The following is a 16702-nucleotide window of genomic DNA, read 5'->3' on the forward strand; positions in this document are numbered from 1 at the left end:
TGGTGTGTGCCCGGCACGATGTCTGCGTGGGCCGGGTGTCTCACATCTGGTCGACGATTGCCTTCGCGTCAGCCAGGCCGAGGCCAGGCTGGATCTCACGCAGCAGCTTGATCGCGGCGATGGGTTCACCCGCCCGCTTGAGGCGGATCACCTCGTCCATGCGGGGGTCCTGCGGAGCCGCAGGGGCACCCACCAGCTGGGCGAGCTGCTCGACCCGCTGCTCGAGCTGGGTGACGCGCATCGTCAGGGCGGCGACCTGTGAGGAGTCGTCGTTGCCGAACAGTCCCATTAGTGCTCCTTGGTGTTCGTTGCGGAGTTGCTGGACAGCTCGGCAGCCACCTGCTCCAGCAGCACCGCCAGCCCGTCCTCCTCGACCGGCGACGTCGTCTCGTCGGCGGCAGCCACCACCTCGGGCGGAGCCTGTCCCATCGCGACGCCACGGGCCGCCCACCTGAGCATCTCCAGGTCGTTGCGCTGGTCACCGACGGCGATCGTGCACCATGGCTCGACGCCGAGCTGGCGGCGGATCTGCTCCAGCGCACTGCCCTTGGAGACCCCCTCGGGAGCCAGGTCCAGCCACGCGGTGAAGCCGACGGCATAGTTCACGCCGTGCAGGCCGATCTCATCCACCAGATCAGAGAAGCTCTCCGCCGATCCGTTGGGATCTCGGAAGGTGACACGCGTGGCCGGACTGGCGACCAGCTCGTCGTGGTCGACGACCCGCAGGTTGCCCTGCAGCTCACCGTCGGGGAAGGGCGCGCTGAGCTTGAAGCCGACGCCGACCTCCTCGACCGCGACGAGAGCGTCCGGACGGGCCTGACGCAGCAGTTCCACCGCCGGGCGGGGATCAAAGGTGACGGCTTCAAGGATGCGGTACCCGTCGTCATACGCCGGGTCCAGACCGATGGTGATGGCCCCGTTGGAGCAGACCGCCAGGCCACCCTCACGGACGAGGCCCAGCTCCTCCAGGATCGGTGTGGTCGCGACCACGGAGCGTCCGGTGGCGATCACGATGTGCGCCCCCGCGTCACGCAGCGCAACGATCGACGCGGCGACGCGCTCGGTGAGGTGCCCGTCGTGGTGCAGGATCGTCCCGTCCACGTCCAGTGCAATCAGCAGGTCTTCCGCAGCTCCCCATCGTGTCACCTGGCCCACGCTACCCGGGTCGGGACGGACCGGGGGCAGCGAGGTGTGACGCGACCGCTGGCCGAGTCTGAGATGCTGTCCCGCGATGGATGAGTTGCTGATCACCTCGCCGGCGAATCCGCGGCTGAAGGCGCTGGCCGCCCTGCGTCGCCGGCGCGTCCGGGAGGCGGAGGGGCGCACCCTCATCGAGGGCTTTGAGGAGCTCGACCTGGCGCTGGGGGCCGGGGTGGTGCCACGGGTCGTCTTCTACTGTCCTGACCTGATGGCTGACCCTGACGCCCAGGCCCGGGTCGTGCACGACGTCGCTGGCCGCGGCGCGAAGGTGGTCCGGCTCGGGCGGGCGGCCTTCGAGAAGGTGGCCTACCGGGAGGGACCGGACGGGTTCCTGGCGGTGGTCGACACCGTGACCCGCAACATCTCCGACCTCGAGGTGCCCGACGACGCACTGGTGCTGCTGTGTGAGCACGTGGAGAAGCCCGGCAACCTCGGTGCCATGCTGCGCACCGCCGACGCGGCCGGTGTGCACGCCGTCATCGCGGCGGACCCGGTCACCGACTGGGGCAACCCCAACCTGGTGCGGGCCAGCAAGGGCACGGTCTTTTCGGTTCCGGTGGTCAGCGACTCGACCGGCGCGGCCCTGAGCTATCTCGCGGCGCGGGGCATCGCCCTGGTCGCCGCGACACCGGACACCGATGTCGAGTACACCGACATCGACTACACCGGCCCGGTGGCCCTGGCGGTCGGTGCGGAGAAGACCGGTCTGAGCGACCAGGTCCTCCACGCCGCCACCCACCGGGTGCGGATCCCGATGGTCGGGCAGGCCAACTCGTTGAACGTATCGACCTCCGCGGCGATCATCACCTACGAGGCCGTGCGCCAGCGGCGAGCGCGCTGAGCGAGCGCTCGCGACCTCCCCCGGGAGGGGCCCTTTCCGGCAGGCCTCACGGTCCGCACGGACCTGGTTAACGCTTGACCAAAGCGGTGTGCCACGATGACTGAATGCGGATCGATCACGTGAGTTACGCGGCGAGTCCGGAGGGGCTGCGGGCGACGGCGCAGACACTGGGCGACAGGTTGGGCATCACCCCGCGCGACGGTGGGGTCCACCCGCGCTTCGGGACGCGCAACGTGATCCTGCCCCTTGCCGGTGACCGTTACATCGAGGTCGTCGAGGTGCTGGACCACCCGGCCTCCGACAAGGCACCGTTCGGCCAGGCCGTGCGCGCCCGCTCCGCCCTGGGCGGCGGGTGGATGGCGTGGGTCATCGCGGTCGAGGACCTCAGCGACGTCGAGGAGCGGCTGGGTCGCCGCTCCGTCGAGGGCCAGCGGCACACCCCCGAGGGCGTGGAGCTGCACTGGCGCCAGATCGGGATCCGCGGTCTGATCGCCGACCCGCAGCTGCCGTTCTTCATCCAGTGGTCCACGATGGCGCACCACCCCTCACGGTTGCAGGCGTCGGCCGTCAACCTGACCGGACTGCACATCTCCGGCGAGCCGGCGCGCGTGCGGGACTGGCTGGGCATCACCGAGCGGGGCAACTGGGAGCAGGGCGTGGACTTCACGTTCGAGCAGCACGAGCTGGCTGCCCTGGAGTCGGTCACCTTCGAGGGACCCGAGGGGCCCGTCACCATCTGAGGCACCCCCCAGGCTCTCGTATGCCGGCGGGGTCGCCTCCGCCGCCGCGTCGGCGGGTTGCCTCCGCCGCCCCGGCATCATCCGGGCTCCGCCGCCCCGGCATCATCCGGGCTCCGCTGCCCAGCGTCATACCTGTGGGTGAGTTGAGCCTCACCCCGCGGGTGAGGCCGCAGCGGCTGTCCGGCCCCAGGCGGCATCGCGTGTCTCCGACCTCTGGGTGATCCACTGCAGCACAGGTGATTCCTAGCGTCGGAAGCATGATCTCCCGACGCTTCGCAGCACTCCTTCTGTGCCTCGTGGCACTGCTCACCAGCGGTGGTCTCACGCTGGCCGGGACCGGGCTGGAGGCCGGGGATGAGCAGACAGAGGCGGCCGTCGCTGTGCGGGCACTGGTGTCGGGCACCACGCAGGAGGCGCTGGCCGCCGTTCCGGGGGACTTCGCGGCCGTGCGCGGCTATCAGCCGGTCACCGAGCACGGCCAGTTGGTCCGGGCCGACGGTGGGTGCTCCTCCCCGGTGCCGCTCCCCGAGGAGTTCGAGCCGGCCTGTCGACAGCACGACTACGGTTATGACCTGCTGCGTTATGCCGACCAGTCCGGTCGGCCCCTGGGGCGTTGGGCGCGGGGTGCGATCGACGACCGGCTGGCCGACCAGTTGCGCGACGTGTGCGGTGCGGGACCGGAGCAGCACTCCTGTCGCAGGATGGCGATCGTCGCCGTCACCGGTGTCGAGCTCAACTCGAGGCGCCAGGGTGACGGGGTGCCCGAGGAGTCCGTGCTGACTAACGTGGCCCTGGCGAGTTCTGCCGTGGGCCTGCTGGGGCTGTCAGTGGCCCTGCCCAGGCGTCGTCGCTCAGGATGAGGTCCAGCGATGAGTCCGGCGCGCTGGGCGGTCGGGCTGGCCCGGGTTCGCTTCGACTTCGATCGACAGAATGCGCGCGGGGTGGAGTTGCACCGCGGAGCCAGCCCACGGCATACCCTCGACCGGCTCCGGGCGGTGGCGCACCGGACCTCCACGCCGCCCGGGGGTCGGGACAGCCGGATCGTCGAGGAGGTGGTCCACCGTGAGGACACCGGAGCCGGCGTGGGGGAGCTGCGTCAGCGCTTGTAGGCCTTCAGCCGCAGGCTGTTGAGCACGACGAGCACGCTGGACATCGCCATCGCGCCGCCGGCGATCATCGGGGTCAGCAGGCCCAGCGCGGCCAGCGGGATGGCCAGCGTGTTGTAGCCAAAGGCCCACACCAGGTTCTGCTGGATGACGCGAAGTGTCTTGCGTGACAAGCCGATGGCGTCGGCGACCGTGTCGACGTCAGAGCGCATCAGCACGATGTCCGCGGACTCGGCGGCCACATCGGTGCCCGACCCCATGGCCATGCCCAAGTCTGCCTGGGCGAGCGCGGCGGCGTCGTTGACCCCGTCGCCAACCATCGCCACCACCTTGCCCTGCTCCTGGAGGGCGCGGATGTGGTCGAACTTGTCCTGGGGCAGGACGCCGGCGTCGACGTGCGTCTCGTCGATGCCGACCTCGCGAGCCACCCGGCGCGCGGTGTGCTCGTTGTCGCCGGTGAGCAGGTATGGCGTCAGACCCAGCTCGCGCAGGCGCGCCACCGCCGCGGCACTCGACGTCCGCGGGGTGTCGGCCACGGTGATGGCCGCGCGGGCGGTGCCTTCCCAGCCCACGAGCACCGTGGTGCCCCGGCCGGCGGCGAGCTCGGCCAGCAACTGGTCGGGGACCTGGTCGAACAGGTCAGGCTTGCCGACCGTCACCTCGGTGCCTCCCACGCCGGCTCGGGCGCCCTGGCCCGGCAGGTTGACGAAGTTCGTGAGCGGCTTGAGCTCGATCCCACGGTCGCGTGCGCCCTGCACGATCGCCTGAGCGATCGGGTGCTCACTGCCGGCCTCGACGCTGGCCGCGGCTTTGAGGGCGGCCTCGTTCGGCAGGTTGCCGACGGTGAGGACGTCGGTGAGCACCGGCTCACCGGTGGTCAGCGTGCCGGTCTTGTCGAGCACGACGGTGTCGACCCGGCGGGTGGACTCCAGGATCTGCGGGCCCTTGATCAGGATGCCGAGCTCGGCACCGCGGCCGGTGCCGGTGAGGAGCGCGGTCGGGGTGGCCAGCCCGAGTGCGCAGGGGCAGGCGATGATCAGCACGGCCACCGCGGCGGCCAGGCCGTCGGTGACGGGGTTGCTGGTGAGCAGCCAGATGAGGAAGGTCAGCACCGCGATGACGAGCACGATCGGCACAAAGACGGCGGAGATCCGGTCGGCCAGACGCTGCACCGGGGCCTTGCCGGTCTGGGCCTGCTCCACTAGTTGGGTGATGCGTGCCAGGGTCGTCTCGGCACCGACGCGGGTCGCCTCGACCACCAGGCGGCCGTGTCCGTTGACGGTGGCTCCGGTGACCGGGTCCCCGGCGCTGACCTCCACGGGCATCGACTCGCCGGTGACCATGCTGGCGTCGATCGAGCTGGAGCCGTCGACGATCCGGCCGTCCGTGGCGACCTTCTCGCCCGGGCGGACCACGAAGCGGTCACCGGAGCGCAGGTCGTCCACCGGGATGCGGTGCTCGGTCCACGCCCCGCTGCCGGTCTCGTGACGCAGCACCGCGACGTCCTTGGCGCCCAGCTCCATCAGCGACTGCAGCGCTGAGCGGCCCTGGGCCTTGGCGCGGGCCTCGATGTAGCGGCCGATCAGCAGGAAGGCCGTGACGACGGCGACGACCTCGAAGTACATGTCGTGGCTGAAGCCGGTGAGCAGGGCGACCACCGACCAGCCCATGGCCGCCGTGGTGCCGACCGAGACCAGCGTGTCCATCGTGGACGACAGGTGGCGGGCGTTGATGATCGCTGCCCGGTGGAACGGCCAGGCCGCCCACAGATAGACCGGCAGGGTCAGGACGAACTGGGCCCACATCCCTGCCGTGCCCATGGCGTCGGCGACCGGCGGCACCATGTGGAGTATGGCGACGACCGCCGCGAGCACGGAGGCCACGACCATCCGCAGCCGGAGCGAGGTCTGGTCCACGACGTCGTGCGTCATGGCCGGTGCACGGCTGGCCCGGTCCTGCGCCAGGGGCGTGGCGCCATACCCCGTCTTCTCCACGGTCGCGACGAGGTCGGCGACGGACAGTGCCGCGGGGTAGGAAACGCTGGCCTTCTCGGTGGCCAGGTTGACGCTGGCCTCGACGCCCTCGATCTTGTTGAGTTTGCGCTCGATGCGGGCCGAGCACGAGGCACACGTCATCCCGGTGATGGCGAGATCAACGTGCTGGACGTCTGTCTCATGCGTGGGTGGGAGGGGCTTCGTGGTCGTGCTCATGGCTCCTGGTCCTGCTGTGGGTGTGTCGGGCGTCGTCCTGAGGTCAGCGTCCCGACGTGGATGGCTGGGACGTGCTGCCTCAGACGGAGGCGGTGTAACCGGCCTCCTCGACAGCTGCACGGGCGGCTGGCAGGTCGAGCGGGCGGTCGGACTCGACGAAGACGTCCGTGCTGCCGTCCTTGACGATCTGGTCGATCCGGACGCTGAGCACGCCCTCGATCTCCTTGAGCTCTTCGGTGACCGAGTCGGCGCAGTGGCCGCACGTCATGCCGTTCACGGCGATCCGGGTGACCTGGTTCTGGGTGCTGGTGTCGCGGTATTCCATGATGTGCTCCTTCGGTAGGTGGTGCCGTGGTGGGTGGGGGGTCAGCTGCGCACGAGGCGTGCGATGGCTGCCGAGGCCTCGGTGACCTTGACCTGCGCCGCGTCGTCGGACTCGCGCGCCGCGTCCACGACGCAGTGCCCGATGTGGTCCTCCAGCAGGCCGAGGCTGACCGCCTGGAGAGCCTTGGTCGCGGCAGAGACCTGCGTCAGGATGTCGATGCAGTAGGTGTCGTTGTCGACCATCTTGGCGATGCCCCGGACCTGTCCCTCGATGCGGGCGAGCCGCTTGAGGTAGTCCTCCTTGGAGCCGGTGTATCCGTTCACAGCCATGCCCACAGCATACCCCCCTTGGGTATGGATTGTCTAGGTGAGACCCCGGCCGGACGGGCGAACCTCGACAGGGGCGCGCCGCGTTGCGGGGGCGTCAGCCGACCTCGGCACGGTCGGGATCGAACTCGCAGAAACTCTCGTAGTGGTCCTCGGTGAAGTACCAGTGCTCGGGGTCGGTCTCCTCGAAACCGCCGGTCACGATCCGGCGTGGCCCCCGGTGGTCGAGTCCTGGTGTCTCGACGGTGAACTCGCGATAGAAATCGCGGTCCTCGTCGGGCAGGATGCCCTCCCGGTTCTGGAAGTGGACACCGTCGTTGCGCGGGTAGTCGTAGGGACCGCCGGCCTCGATGTCCTCGATGACCGGTAGCGCAGTCGCGGGCAGGTCGAGCAGGTCACACGCCGGTATGCCGGGAGCCCCCAGTTCTGGTTGCTCACTTTGATCGTCGTCTGTCGGGTCCGTGTCCGTCGGGTCCGTGTCCGTCGGGTCCGTGTCTGTCGGGTCCGTGTCTGTCGGGTCCGCAGCCGGCCGGTCGTCGATGGCGTCGTCAGCGGTGGGTTGGCTGGTTCCCTCAGCGCCGGGCAGGAGGTCTCCGGGGCCACCGCTCCCCTCTGTGCTGCGCTCCGCTGAGGCCGGCTCCGTCTGGGTCTCGCTACTGGGCGTGGAGTCGACGTCCACGCATCCGCTGAGCAGCAACGCTGTTGCGGCGACCAGGGCCCCAACGGTCCGGGCCGTGCGGCTCATGCTCCGTCCTCCAGGTCAGGCCCATCCGGGACCGCGTTGGCCAGGGGCTCCGTTGGGAGGCTCGGCACTCCGTGCCGGTCAACCAGGGCCACCGTCTCAAACACGCGGTCACCTGGAGCGCCGCCCTGCCAGAGGTCGCGCGAGGCATCCCGCAGGATCTCGGTCAGGGTGTGCCAGCCGGGCAGATCGCTCTGGACTAGGGCCTCCGCGCTGTGCAGCAGGAGCAGGATCCGTTCGTCCTCCGGCCACCAGGTGGCAAGGTCACGCAGGGAGTCGACCATCGCATCCAGATTCCGGCCAGCGGTCTCGGGGAGGTACAGAGCTTCGGCGATCGTGGCCTGGGCGGTCCGCAGGGTAGTGGGGTCGGCCCGCTGGTCACGGGCACTGAGATCAGCCTCGACAATGGCAAATCCTGCGTCGGCGAGGGCGTGCCGGATCCGGTCAGCGTCGGCCGCCGCGGCCAGCAGCACCCCCTGACCACCGAGGGCCGGCAGGACGCTGCGGACGCCTATGGGATGACTGGCTCTTCCAGTGGGCATGGCGTCCAGAGTATGTCCCAGCCATAGTGCTCCCCGCACATACGTGGTTTGGCCACGGAGAGCGATGGGACTCCCGTGAGCCCGGCGAGCGATGCGACTCCCGTCAGCCCGGCGAGCGATGCGACCGGATGGGCGCCGTGAGATGTCCAGGCACTCGCATCGCGCCCCTTTTGTCGCATGGCCTCCCGGCTGCGACTTCGGTCAGCCCGGCGAGCGATGCGACCGGATGGGCGCCGTGAGATGTCCAGGCACACGCATCGCGCCCCTTTTGTCGCATGGCCTCCCGGCAGCGACTTCGAGAGGCGGTGGCATCAGGTCAGGGGCACGTGGTCACGATGCGCGGTGGCGGGCCGAGATCGAGAACGCCTCCAGGATCCTCGCGCGCACGCGGTCTGGATGCGCGAGGTCTGCCCACACAAGGCGCACCACGATGTAGCCGAGGGTGCGTAGGAAGTCCTCGCGCTGCTTCTCCTCGAAGAGGACCCTGGGGTTCGTGTACTTCACCCGCCCGTCGAACTCGATGACGGTGCGCTCGTCCTCGAACAGGAAGTCGACGCGCGCTATGAACTGGCCCGCGTGGTCGCGGATGATCGCCTGGGCGAGTGGTGTCGGCAGTCCGAGCATGACGAACAACCACCGGCAACGGCTCTCGCCGGCCGACTCGGCGAGGCCAGAGGCATGCTTGGTCACCGTTCTGGCGGCGCTCGTCCCGTTGCCGAAACCGCCCCGGTCCAGGGCTTGCTGCAACTTGTCTGGCGTGACCTGGCCATCTCGCAGGCACGAGTCGGCGCTGACCAGTCCGGATTCGACCCCAAACGTGGCAGCGGTCTGGAGCACCGCCAACTCGGGCAGCACCATCCGCACGCCGTCCCGCTCGTGAACCTGGTCCTCGGCGACAGGTGAATGGCACTGCACAAAGGCGTCGCTGCGGCCGCGGCGTCCATCTGTCCGGACGATGTGGATGCGGTCATCGACTCCGTGTGAGGCTGCGCCGCAGAGGCTGAGGGCACTGTGGTGGCTGAGCGCCAGAGGGCTCCCGGGCGCCCCTGCCGGACCCATCATCAAACCTTGAGCCCTGAGCGCGTGACGGTCCCACGGCGCCGCGCCCTCCCACACAGCGGGGTCCGCGACGATCCCGCGCGGGAGCCGGATGAGCTCCTTGTGCACGATCAGGCGCCGAAGGACGTAGCGAGTGATGCCCATCGTCGTGAGTTGTGAAGTTGCGGCCACCCCGCCCTGGCTCGCCAAGAGGGTCGCGATGTCTGGGTGCATTCCCTCACAATGCACGGCGAGCGGGTTCTGCGGCCGGAGTTGTCCACAGCCCCAGTGAGCGCCGCTGTTGACGACCGGAGAGGGTGGCTCAGGGAGCGCCCGGCCCGAGCCGTGCGACCGGATGGGCGCCATGAGACGTCTAGGCATGCACTTCGCGCCCCTTTGGTCGCATGGCTCTGCACGGCTGCCGTATGGGGCCCTCAGGCGGCGCAGAGCCAGCGACGTCCGGGTGAACGGTCACTCCGGCAGGGGTGTCGCCAGCATCGCGTCGAGTGCCATCGTCACCATGGCGCCGAAGGTCTGCTCACGCTCCTGAGCGGTCGTCTCCGCGCCGGTGACGATGTGGTCGGACACCGTGCAGATGGCCAGGGCAGCACGGTCGTGCTTCGCGGCGAGGGTATAGAGCTCGGCAGCCTCCATCTCCACGGCCAGCACCCCGAACTCCGTCAACCGCTGTGTGAGGTCGGGGCGGTCGTGATAAAAGCTGTCAGAGCTGAAGATCGTCCCGACCAGGTGGCGGGACGAGGCGCCGCCCTGCGTCTGGACGCCGGATCCGGCCCCCTTCGCTGGCGCCTCAGCCGCCTCAGCCGCATGCCGCAGCAGCGCAAAGTCTGCCGTCGCCGGATAGTGGAACCCCTGAAACCGGTGGCTGTTCATCGACGAGTCGGTTGCCGCGGCCTGGGCGATCACGACGTCGCGCAGGGCGAGGCGCTCGGTGAGGGCCCCGCAGCTGCCGACACGGACCAGCTGCTGCACGGCATATTCCGTGATCAGCTCGTTGACATAGATCGAGAGTGAGGGCTGCCCCATCCCGGTGCCCTGCACGGAGACACGCTCGCCGCGGTAGGTCCCGGTGAACCCGAGCATCCCGCGGACTTCGTTGTAGCAGTCCGCGTCCTCGAGGAAGTTCTCGGCGATCCACTTGGCGCGCAGCGGATCTCCCGGCAGGAGGATGCGTGGGGCGACCTGGCCGGGGGCGGCGGCTATGTGCGTGCTCATGGCCACAGGGTAGGCGGCCGGTTCCGTTCCGAGCCTCACCACGCAGACGCGAGGGACGCACCAAACCTCTCCAAAAGGGTGTGGTCCACGTGCCAAGCCTCTCCAAGAATGGGTGTGAGGATGGGCGGGTGTCCATCCATGTCCACGGCGCCCGGCTGCACAACCTGCGTGACGTCGACGTCGAGATTCCACGCAACCAGCTGGTCGCAATCACCGGGGTGTCGGGATCGGGCAAGTCGTCCCTGGCGTTCGGGACGATCCACGGCGAGGCGCAGCGGCGCTACTTCGACTCGGTCGCGCCCTTCGCCCGCCGCCTGATCCACACCGCCATCGACCCGCAGGTGCGGGACATCACGGGACTGCCGCCGGCGGTGGCCATCGAGCAGCGACCAGCCGCACCGTCCTCCCGGTCCTCGGTCGGCACCATCACGACCACCGGCAACACGCTGCGGATGCTCTGGTCGCGCAGCGGCGACTATCCCGACGACGTCGAGCCGATGGACTCCGACCACTTCTCACCCAACACCGCCGTCGGGGCCTGCCCGGAGTGCTCGGGTCTGGGGGTCGTGCACCGGCCGACCGAGGCCTCGATGGTGCCCGACCCGAGCCTGTCGATCGCCGAGGGCGCGATCGCCGCCTGGCCCGGGGCGTGGCTGGGCAAGAACTATCGCGACATCATCGCCACGCTCGGCCACGACATCGACGCACCCTGGCGCAAGCTGCCCCAGGAGACCCGCGACTGGATCCTGTTCACGGACGAGCAGCCCGTGGTCACCGTGGTGCCGACCCGGGATGCCGATCGCATCAACCGGCCCTACCAGGGCACCTACTCCAGCGCGGCGCGCTATGTCCTGCGCACGCTCAGCGAGACCAAGAGCGCCACCCAGCGACGACGCGCGCTGCGGTTTGTCGAGACCACTCCGTGCGCGGTCTGCCACGGTCGTCGGCTCAACCCGGACGCGCTGCGCGTCACCTGGCAGGACCTGGCGATCGACGAGGCGCAGCACCTGCCGGTGGGCGACCTGCTGCCGATCCTGCGCCGACGGCTCGCCGAGCTTCCCCACGGGGACCAGCCGCTGCACGCGGAGCGCTCGCGTGCGGTGGTTGCCGCCGAGCGCCTCCTGCTCACCGACCTCGTCTCCCGCCTCGACGTCCTGGTCACCCTCGGGCTGGGTCACCTCGACCTGGCCCGTCCCACACCGTCGGTCTCCACCGGGGAGCTGCAGCGCCTGCGGCTGGCCACCGCGCTGCGCTCGGGCCTGTATGGCGTGGTGTACGTCCTCGACGAGCCCTCCGCTGGGCTGCACCCCCAGGACGTTGTCCCGCTGCTGGAGGTGTTGCGCGGACTGGTCGAGGCCGGCAACTCGGTGCTCGTGGTCGAGCACGACATGGCGGTGGTGGGCGCGTGCGACTGGGTCGTCGACGTGGGACCCGGTGCGGGCTCGCAGGGTGGGCAGGTGCTGTACTCCGGGCTGCTGGACGGCCTCGCCGAGGTCGCCGGGTCGGTCACGGCGCACTACCTGCACGACCCAGTCCACCCGGCCGACATCCGTGAGGCAGCGACCCGTGATCCCTCCGGGTGGCTGACGGTGACCGGCATCGAGCGCCACAACCTGCACGGCGTCGCCGTCGAGGTGCCGCTCGGCGCGCTCACCGTGGTGACCGGCGTCTCCGGGTCGGGCAAGACCAGCCTGCTCCACGGCATACTCGAGGCGGTCGGTGACCGGCTCGCCCGGGTGGAAATCACGGAGGAGGAGAGCGACGGGGAGTATTCCGACGGGCAGGGTCAGGGGGCTGGCTTGGCGGGGGAAGGTGGTGAGGTGGTCGTCGCGGCAGAGGCCAGCGCGACCGGGACCGGGGCGCCGACCCGGGTGGTGCAGGTGACGCAACGGCCGATCGGGCGGACGCCGCGGTCCAACCTGGCGACCTATACCGGCCTGTTCGACCATGTCCGGAAGCTGTTCGCGGCGACACGGACGGCGCGGGAGCGCGGTTTCACGGCCGGACGATTCAGCTTCAACACCGCGGCCGGGCGGTGCGAGACGTGCCAGGGGGAGGGTGCGGTCTCGGTCGAGCTGCTGTTCCTGCCGGGGACCTATTCGACCTGTCCGACGTGCGGCGGAGCGCGCTACAACCCCGAGACGCTCGAGGTCACCTGGTCAGGGCGGAGCATCGCGGACGTGCTGGCGCTGACGGTGACCGACGCGTTGGAGGTCTTTGCCGACGAGCAGCCGGTGCGGCGTGCGCTCGCGGCACTGGAGGCGCTCGGGCTGGGCTATCTGAGCCTTGGGCAGTCCGCGACCGAGCTGTCCGGTGGTGAGGCACAGCGCATCAAGCTGGCCACTGAGTTGCAGAAGGAGCGCCGCTCCCCAACGTTGTATCTGATGGACGAACCGACGTCCGGCCTGCACCCGGCCGATGTGCACCGGCTGCTGGCCACCCTCCACGCCCTGGTGGACGCCGGGCACACCGTCGTGCTCGTCGAGCACGACCCGGCTGCGCTGGCCACGGCGGACTGGGTGATGGAGCTCGGGCCTGGATCAGGTGAGGCGGGAGGGGTCGTGATGACTGCGGGGCTGGTGGCCGCCGCTGGATCCGAATCCGCCACGTAGGTCAGCGACCGACGCCGCCGCGCCCCGTCGGCCCCGTGCGGTCCCACCCGCCCGCGCGGGCTGCGGTGGCCAGCCGCTGCCGGACAGTGTCGTCGTGCAGCGCCGCGGCACCGCGTTCGCCGGCGCGGGGGACCTCGTCCGGTCCGGGCACCAGCAGCCGCTGCATGCCCGTGCGGAGGACGCGCTGGTCGATCAGTTCGCTGCCGCCCAGTGTCAGCAGCGCGGTGCCCTGGTCCAGGGCGGCCAGGAGCGCACCCCGTTCGGTGACCGACAACGGATCCTCCTCGCCTGGGTGGGCCCGCGTCGCCGTCCCCGCGTAGCCATCAATGACCTGCGTCAACCTGCTGGCCAGCTGGGGGCGAAGCTCGGGATCGCGGGCCGCCGCGGCGACGAACTCCAGGGTCGCCAACCCCATGCCCAGGATCGCCTCGTCGAACTGTTCCGGCAGAGGCTCGCAGTCGGCAGCCTCCTCCGCAGCCGGGTCCTTCAGGTCCCAGCCCTCGGCAATGACCGCAGCCTCCATGTTGGCGTCCATCACCGCCAGGAACAGCTCGGCCTTTCCGGCGAAGTTCGAATAGACCGCTCCCTTGCTATAGCCAGCCTCGCGGGCAATGGCCTCCAACGTGGCCGCGTGGTAGCCGCTCTCGGCGAAGACGGCGCGCGCCGCGCTCACCAGGGTGTCGCGGGTCTCCTGTTGCAGATCCTGTCGGGAGCGTGGTGCGGGGGTCATCCAGCCACCCTAACCCCGTTGACATACCAGCGGTACGGGAATACTGTCAGTATCTCAATACTCGCGGTATTTGAATGGCGGAGTGATGACAGACGCAATCCTGCACGTGGCCGGCCTGACCCGCCGCTTCGGCTCCGTCCTGGCCAACGACGACGTCTCGCTGCACGTGCGTCCCGGTGACGTCGTCGGCCTGCTCGGACACAACGGCGCGGGCAAGACCACCCTGGTGTCCCAACTGGTCGGGCTGCTGCGGCCCCATGCCGGCACGATCCAGATCGGCGAGACCGACGCAGTGGCGGATCCGGCGGCCGCGCGGCGGCACGTCGCGCTCCAGCCGCAGGCGCAGGCGCCTATCGACGGCCTGACCCCGCGGCAGGCGATCGAGCTGGCGAGTCGGATCCGCGGACTGACCGCACGGGACTCCCGTGCGGCCGCCACCCGCCTGGCTGATGAGCTGGACCTGGGCCCGTGGCTGGACCGGCGGGCCCTGCCGGAGGGCGGTGGTCTCTCCGGTGGGATCCGACGGCTCACCTCCTTTGCGATGGCGGTCGCCGCACCGATGCCCCTGCTGGTGCTGGATGAGCCGACCAACGACATCGACGCCGCCCGACGGCGGTTGCTGTGGGACGCGGTGCGTCGCCGCGGCGATGAGGGGTCGGGCGTGTTGGTCGTCACCCACAACGTTGCCGAGGCAGAGCGGATCGTGGACGACCTGGTGGTGCTGCACCACGGACGGGTGGTGGCCGCCGGATCTCCCGCACGGCTGCGCGGCACTCAGGACAACGACCTGCGGCTGGACCTCCAGCTGCAGCCGGACGGGCAGGACCCGACGGCCCAGCCTCAGACAGTGCCGGTCACGGTCCGGCGCCGTGTCCGTGCCGGTCGCCGGGTGCTGCTCACCGTGCCCACGGCCCAGGCCGCCACGGCCGTGACCTGGGCAACGACCCTGCGCGACCAGGAGCACATCGACGGCTTCGCGCTCGGGCCGGTGACCCTTGAGGACACCTATCTGGCGCTCACCACGCAGCCCAGAGACACGGGTAGCGAGCACATCCAGGAGGCGTCGCATGTCTGACGAGACCCTGACCGGCACCGTGCGGAGCCGGCCCACGACCCTCCCGGCGCCGAGCGCGGCCGGTGCGCTCACGACATACGTCACCCTCGTGCGCTGGACCCTCTCCCAGATCGGGGCGATGCTCCCGCTCATTATCGTGGTGCAGGCGCTGCTCGCGGCTGGGATCATCGTCGGGTTCGGCTTCCTCATCCCCGACATGGACGCTGCCACGGCGCTGTTCCTGTCCACCGGTGCGCCGACCGTGCTGCTGCTGACACTGGGGCTCGTGATGGTGCCGCAGGGAGTGGCCCGTGCCAGGACGGACGGGACCTTCCACTACATGCGCTCGATGCCGGTGTGGCGGCCGTTGCTGCTGGCCGCCGACCTGACCGTGTGGGTCATCGTCGCGCTGCCGAGCGTCGCCGTCGCCGTGCTCGTCGCACTGTGGCGTTATGACATCAGCCTCTCCCTTGACTGGCCCGTGCTGCTCAGCGGGACCGTGCTGGTGACGCTGACCGCCGCAGCAGTGGGTTATGCGATCGCGGTGACGTTGCCGCCGCTGCTGGCCCAGTTGGTCACCCAGGTGCTGGTCTTCTTCGTGCTGCTGTTCTCCCCGATCACCTTTCCGCTCGAGCAACTGCCCCAGTGGTTCCAGGCGGTGCATGACGTGCTGCCTGCTCGGCCGGGCGCTGATCTGGTGCGGGCCGGGCTCGCGTCGGATGCCTTTGCCGCGAGTGGGCGGGACCTGCTGGTGCTGGCGATCTGGTGCGTGGGCGGCCTCGCGATCTCGCTGCGCGCCTTGGTGCGTCGCGGGTGAGTGGAACCGGGCGACGAGGTCCCGCCCTGCGCGGGCTGAACCGCGTGCTTCAGACCGGTGTGGAGACCAGGTCGGCGATCAGGTCGCCAAAGGACTGCGTGGTGCCGGTGCCACCCAGGTCCGGGGTCGCGGTGCCGTCGGCGCTGCCCTGGGTCAGGCCCCCCTCGATGGCTCGCTCAGTGGCCTCTGCGGCAGCCGCCTCGCCCAGGTGAGCCAGCATCATCGCCCCGCACCAGATCTGCCCGATCGGGTTGGCGATGCCCTGCCCGGCGATGTCCGGCGCGGAGCCGTGGACCGGCTCGAAGAGGCTGGGGTGCTCGCGGGTCGGGTTGATGTTGGCGCTCGGGGCGATCCCGATGGTGCCGGTGCACGCCGGTCCGAGGTCGGAGAGGATGTCGCCGAAGAGGTTGCTGGCCACCACGACGTCGAAGCGCTCGGGGCTGAGCACGAACCGGGCGGTCAGGATGTCGATGTGATAGCTGTCGACCTCGATCTCCGGGTAGTCCTCGTGGACCGCCTTCACCCGCTCGTCCCAGAACGGCATGGTGATCGCGATGCCATTGCTCTTGGTCGCCGAGGTGAGCTTCTTGCGTGGGCGGGTCTGGGCCAGCTCGAAGGCATAGCGCAGGACCCGGTCCACCCCGATGCGGGTCATCACCGTCTCCTGGATGACGACCTCGCGCTCGGTCCCGGGGAACATGTGCCCACCGACGCTGGAGTACTCGCCCTCGGTGTTCTCCCGGACGATCATCATGTCGATGTCGCCCGGCTTCTTGTCGGCCAGCGGTGAGCGCACGCCCGGCATGAGACGCACCGGCCGCAGGTTGACGTACTGGTCGAACTCCCGGCGGAACTGCAGCAGGCTGCCCCACAGGGACACGTGGTCGGGCACGACGTCCGGCCAGCCGACAGCACCGAAGTAGATCGCGTCGAAGCCGACCAGCTGCGCCTTCCAGTCCTCCGGGAGCATCGCCCCGGTGCGCTGGTAGTAGTCGGCAGAGGACCAGTCGAACTCCTCGAACTCCAGGCCCACGTCGAAGGTGTCGGCGACCCGGCGGAGCACCTTGAGGCCCTCGGGCATCACCTCGGTTCCGATCCCGTCCCCGGCGATCACGGCGATGCGGTGGGTGCTGGCGGGCATAGCTCCTCCTCGAGTCGTGGCTGGGGCCAGCCTGCCATGAGGCTC

At 69.9% G+C, this 16702-nt stretch carries 18 protein-coding genes; 7 read left to right on the forward strand and 11 right to left on the reverse strand.

Features of this window, described 5'->3' with window-relative positions:
• Positions 1-40: 40 nt before the first annotated feature.
• Together FNH13_RS02045 and FNH13_RS02050 are read right to left on the reverse strand one after the other, a co-directional pair.
• On the reverse strand, positions 41-289 hold the full coding sequence (locus FNH13_RS02045; RefSeq protein WP_143781919.1) for a ribosomal protein L7/L12: 249 nt from the start codon (positions 287-289) through the stop codon (positions 41-43).
• The gene (locus FNH13_RS02050; protein ID WP_228266535.1) at positions 289-1146 is read right to left on the reverse strand and encodes an HAD family hydrolase; all 858 of its coding nucleotides are present in this window, start codon (positions 1144-1146) and stop codon (positions 289-291) included. The genes FNH13_RS02045 and FNH13_RS02050 overlap by 1 nt, the downstream gene beginning before the upstream one ends.
• Before the next feature lie 85 nt (positions 1147-1231).
• Between FNH13_RS02050 and FNH13_RS02055 the strand changes: the two genes are divergently transcribed.
• The 4 genes from FNH13_RS02055 to FNH13_RS02070 all read left to right on the forward strand — a co-directional run bounded on the left by FNH13_RS02055 (position 1232) and on the right by FNH13_RS02070 (position 3890).
• Entirely contained in the window at positions 1232-2041 is an 810-nt protein-coding gene (locus tag FNH13_RS02055; protein ID WP_143781921.1) for a TrmH family RNA methyltransferase, read from the forward strand.
• A gap of 104 nt (positions 2042-2145) precedes the next feature.
• Positions 2146-2781, forward strand: a complete 636-nt coding sequence (locus FNH13_RS02060) for a VOC family protein (RefSeq protein ID WP_143781922.1) — start codon at positions 2146-2148, stop codon at positions 2779-2781.
• 257 nt (positions 2782-3038) lie between these two features.
• Positions 3039-3641: a hypothetical protein gene (locus tag FNH13_RS02065; protein WP_143781923.1), complete on the forward strand. Its 603-nt coding sequence runs from the start codon at positions 3039-3041 to the stop codon at positions 3639-3641.
• A 9-nt stretch (positions 3642-3650) separates the two neighbouring features.
• Entirely contained in the window at positions 3651-3890 is a 240-nt protein-coding gene (locus tag FNH13_RS02070; protein WP_143781924.1) for a hypothetical protein, read from the forward strand.
• On the opposite strand, the gene FNH13_RS02075 is transcribed toward FNH13_RS02070, so the two are convergent.
• The 7 genes from FNH13_RS02075 to deoD all read right to left on the reverse strand — a co-directional run bounded on the left by FNH13_RS02075 (position 3878) and on the right by deoD (position 10303).
• Positions 3878-6097, reverse strand: coding sequence for a heavy metal translocating P-type ATPase (locus FNH13_RS02075; RefSeq protein ID WP_143781925.1), 2220 nt, complete (start codon positions 6095-6097; stop codon positions 3878-3880). The two genes, FNH13_RS02070 and FNH13_RS02075, sit on opposite strands and share 13 nt — an antisense overlap.
• Before the next feature lie 79 nt (positions 6098-6176).
• Entirely contained in the window at positions 6177-6422 is a 246-nt protein-coding gene (locus tag FNH13_RS02080; RefSeq protein WP_143781926.1) for a heavy-metal-associated domain-containing protein, read from the reverse strand.
• 41 nt (positions 6423-6463) lie between these two features.
• Complete coding sequence (locus tag FNH13_RS02085; RefSeq protein WP_143784894.1) at positions 6464-6745, reverse strand: metal-sensitive transcriptional regulator; 282 nt, start codon at positions 6743-6745, stop codon at positions 6464-6466.
• Positions 6746-6845: 100 nt separating this feature from the next.
• Positions 6846-7493 carry a ribonuclease domain-containing protein gene (locus tag FNH13_RS02090; RefSeq protein WP_202878846.1) on the reverse strand — a complete coding sequence of 216 codons (648 nt, stop codon included), beginning with the start codon at positions 7491-7493 and terminating at the stop codon, positions 6846-6848.
• A complete protein-coding gene (locus FNH13_RS02095) occupies positions 7490-8032 on the reverse strand; it encodes a barstar family protein (protein ID WP_143781927.1) in 543 nt (180 codons plus the stop codon). The genes FNH13_RS02090 and FNH13_RS02095 overlap by 4 nt, the downstream gene beginning before the upstream one ends.
• A 330-nt stretch (positions 8033-8362) precedes the next feature.
• Positions 8363-9304 carry a type IV toxin-antitoxin system AbiEi family antitoxin domain-containing protein gene (locus tag FNH13_RS02100; RefSeq protein ID WP_165699978.1) on the reverse strand — a complete coding sequence of 314 codons (942 nt, stop codon included), beginning with the start codon at positions 9302-9304 and terminating at the stop codon, positions 8363-8365.
• Between the two features lie 237 nt (positions 9305-9541).
• On the reverse strand, positions 9542-10303 hold the full coding sequence (gene deoD, locus FNH13_RS02105; protein ID WP_143781929.1) for a purine-nucleoside phosphorylase: 762 nt from the start codon (positions 10301-10303) through the stop codon (positions 9542-9544).
• Positions 10304-10431: 128 nt separating this feature from the next.
• Here deoD and FNH13_RS02110 point away from each other — a divergent pair, with 128 nt between their 5' ends.
• On the forward strand, positions 10432-12915 hold the full coding sequence (locus tag FNH13_RS02110; protein WP_228266536.1) for an excinuclease ABC subunit UvrA: 2484 nt from the start codon (positions 10432-10434) through the stop codon (positions 12913-12915).
• 1 nt (position 12916) lies between these two features.
• On the opposite strand, the gene FNH13_RS02115 is transcribed toward FNH13_RS02110, so the two are convergent.
• Positions 12917-13645, reverse strand: coding sequence for a TetR/AcrR family transcriptional regulator (locus FNH13_RS02115; RefSeq protein WP_143781931.1), 729 nt, complete (start codon positions 13643-13645; stop codon positions 12917-12919).
• An 85-nt stretch (positions 13646-13730) separates the two neighbouring features.
• On the opposite strand from FNH13_RS02115, the gene FNH13_RS02120 reads away from it, so the two are divergent.
• On the forward strand, positions 13731-14720 hold the full coding sequence (locus FNH13_RS02120; RefSeq protein ID WP_143781932.1) for an ABC transporter ATP-binding protein: 990 nt from the start codon (positions 13731-13733) through the stop codon (positions 14718-14720).
• Positions 14713-15516: an ABC transporter permease gene (locus FNH13_RS02125; protein ID WP_143781933.1), complete on the forward strand. Its 804-nt coding sequence runs from the start codon at positions 14713-14715 to the stop codon at positions 15514-15516. Before FNH13_RS02120 ends, FNH13_RS02125 begins: the two co-directional genes overlap by 8 nt.
• Before the next feature lie 49 nt (positions 15517-15565).
• On the opposite strand, the gene FNH13_RS02130 is transcribed toward FNH13_RS02125, so the two are convergent.
• Entirely contained in the window at positions 15566-16657 is a 1092-nt protein-coding gene (locus FNH13_RS02130; protein WP_143781934.1) for a tartrate dehydrogenase, read from the reverse strand.
• Between the last annotated feature and the right edge of the window lie 45 nt (positions 16658-16702).

Source organism: Ornithinimicrobium ciconiae (genome assembly GCF_007197575.1).
In the GTDB taxonomy this organism is placed as follows: Bacteria; Actinomycetota; Actinomycetes; order Actinomycetales; family Dermatophilaceae; genus Ornithinicoccus; species Ornithinicoccus ciconiae.

Bases quoted from the DNA above. Each gene is read 5' to 3' on its own strand.
- FNH13_RS02045 (WP_143781919.1), bottom strand. From the start codon at position 289: ATGGGACTGTTCGGCAACGACGACTCCTCACAGGTCGCCGCCCTGACG.
- FNH13_RS02055 (WP_143781921.1), top strand. From the start codon at position 1,232: ATGGATGAGTTGCTGATCACCTCGCCGGCGAATCCGCGGCTGAAGGCG.
- FNH13_RS02060 (WP_143781922.1), top strand. From the start codon at position 2,146: ATGCGGATCGATCACGTGAGTTACGCGGCGAGTCCGGAGGGGCTGCGG.
- FNH13_RS02065 (WP_143781923.1), top strand. From the start codon at position 3,039: ATGATCTCCCGACGCTTCGCAGCACTCCTTCTGTGCCTCGTGGCACTG.
- FNH13_RS02070 (WP_143781924.1), top strand. From the start codon at position 3,651: ATGAGTCCGGCGCGCTGGGCGGTCGGGCTGGCCCGGGTTCGCTTCGAC.
- FNH13_RS02075 (WP_143781925.1), bottom strand. From the start codon at position 6,097: ATGAGCACGACCACGAAGCCCCTCCCACCCACGCATGAGACAGACGTC.
- FNH13_RS02080 (WP_143781926.1), bottom strand. From the start codon at position 6,422: ATGGAATACCGCGACACCAGCACCCAGAACCAGGTCACCCGGATCGCC.
- FNH13_RS02090 (WP_202878846.1), bottom strand. From the start codon at position 7,493: ATGAGCCGCACGGCCCGGACCGTTGGGGCCCTGGTCGCCGCAACAGCG.
- FNH13_RS02095 (WP_143781927.1), bottom strand. From the start codon at position 8,032: ATGCCCACTGGAAGAGCCAGTCATCCCATAGGCGTCCGCAGCGTCCTG.
- FNH13_RS02100 (WP_165699978.1), bottom strand. From the start codon at position 9,304: ATGCACCCAGACATCGCGACCCTCTTGGCGAGCCAGGGCGGGGTGGCC.
- deoD (WP_143781929.1), bottom strand. From the start codon at position 10,303: ATGAGCACGCACATAGCCGCCGCCCCCGGCCAGGTCGCCCCACGCATC.
- FNH13_RS02115 (WP_143781931.1), bottom strand. From the start codon at position 13,645: ATGACCCCCGCACCACGCTCCCGACAGGATCTGCAACAGGAGACCCGC.
- FNH13_RS02120 (WP_143781932.1), top strand. From the start codon at position 13,731: ATGACAGACGCAATCCTGCACGTGGCCGGCCTGACCCGCCGCTTCGGC.
- FNH13_RS02125 (WP_143781933.1), top strand. From the start codon at position 14,713: ATGTCTGACGAGACCCTGACCGGCACCGTGCGGAGCCGGCCCACGACC.
- FNH13_RS02130 (WP_143781934.1), bottom strand. From the start codon at position 16,657: ATGCCCGCCAGCACCCACCGCATCGCCGTGATCGCCGGGGACGGGATC.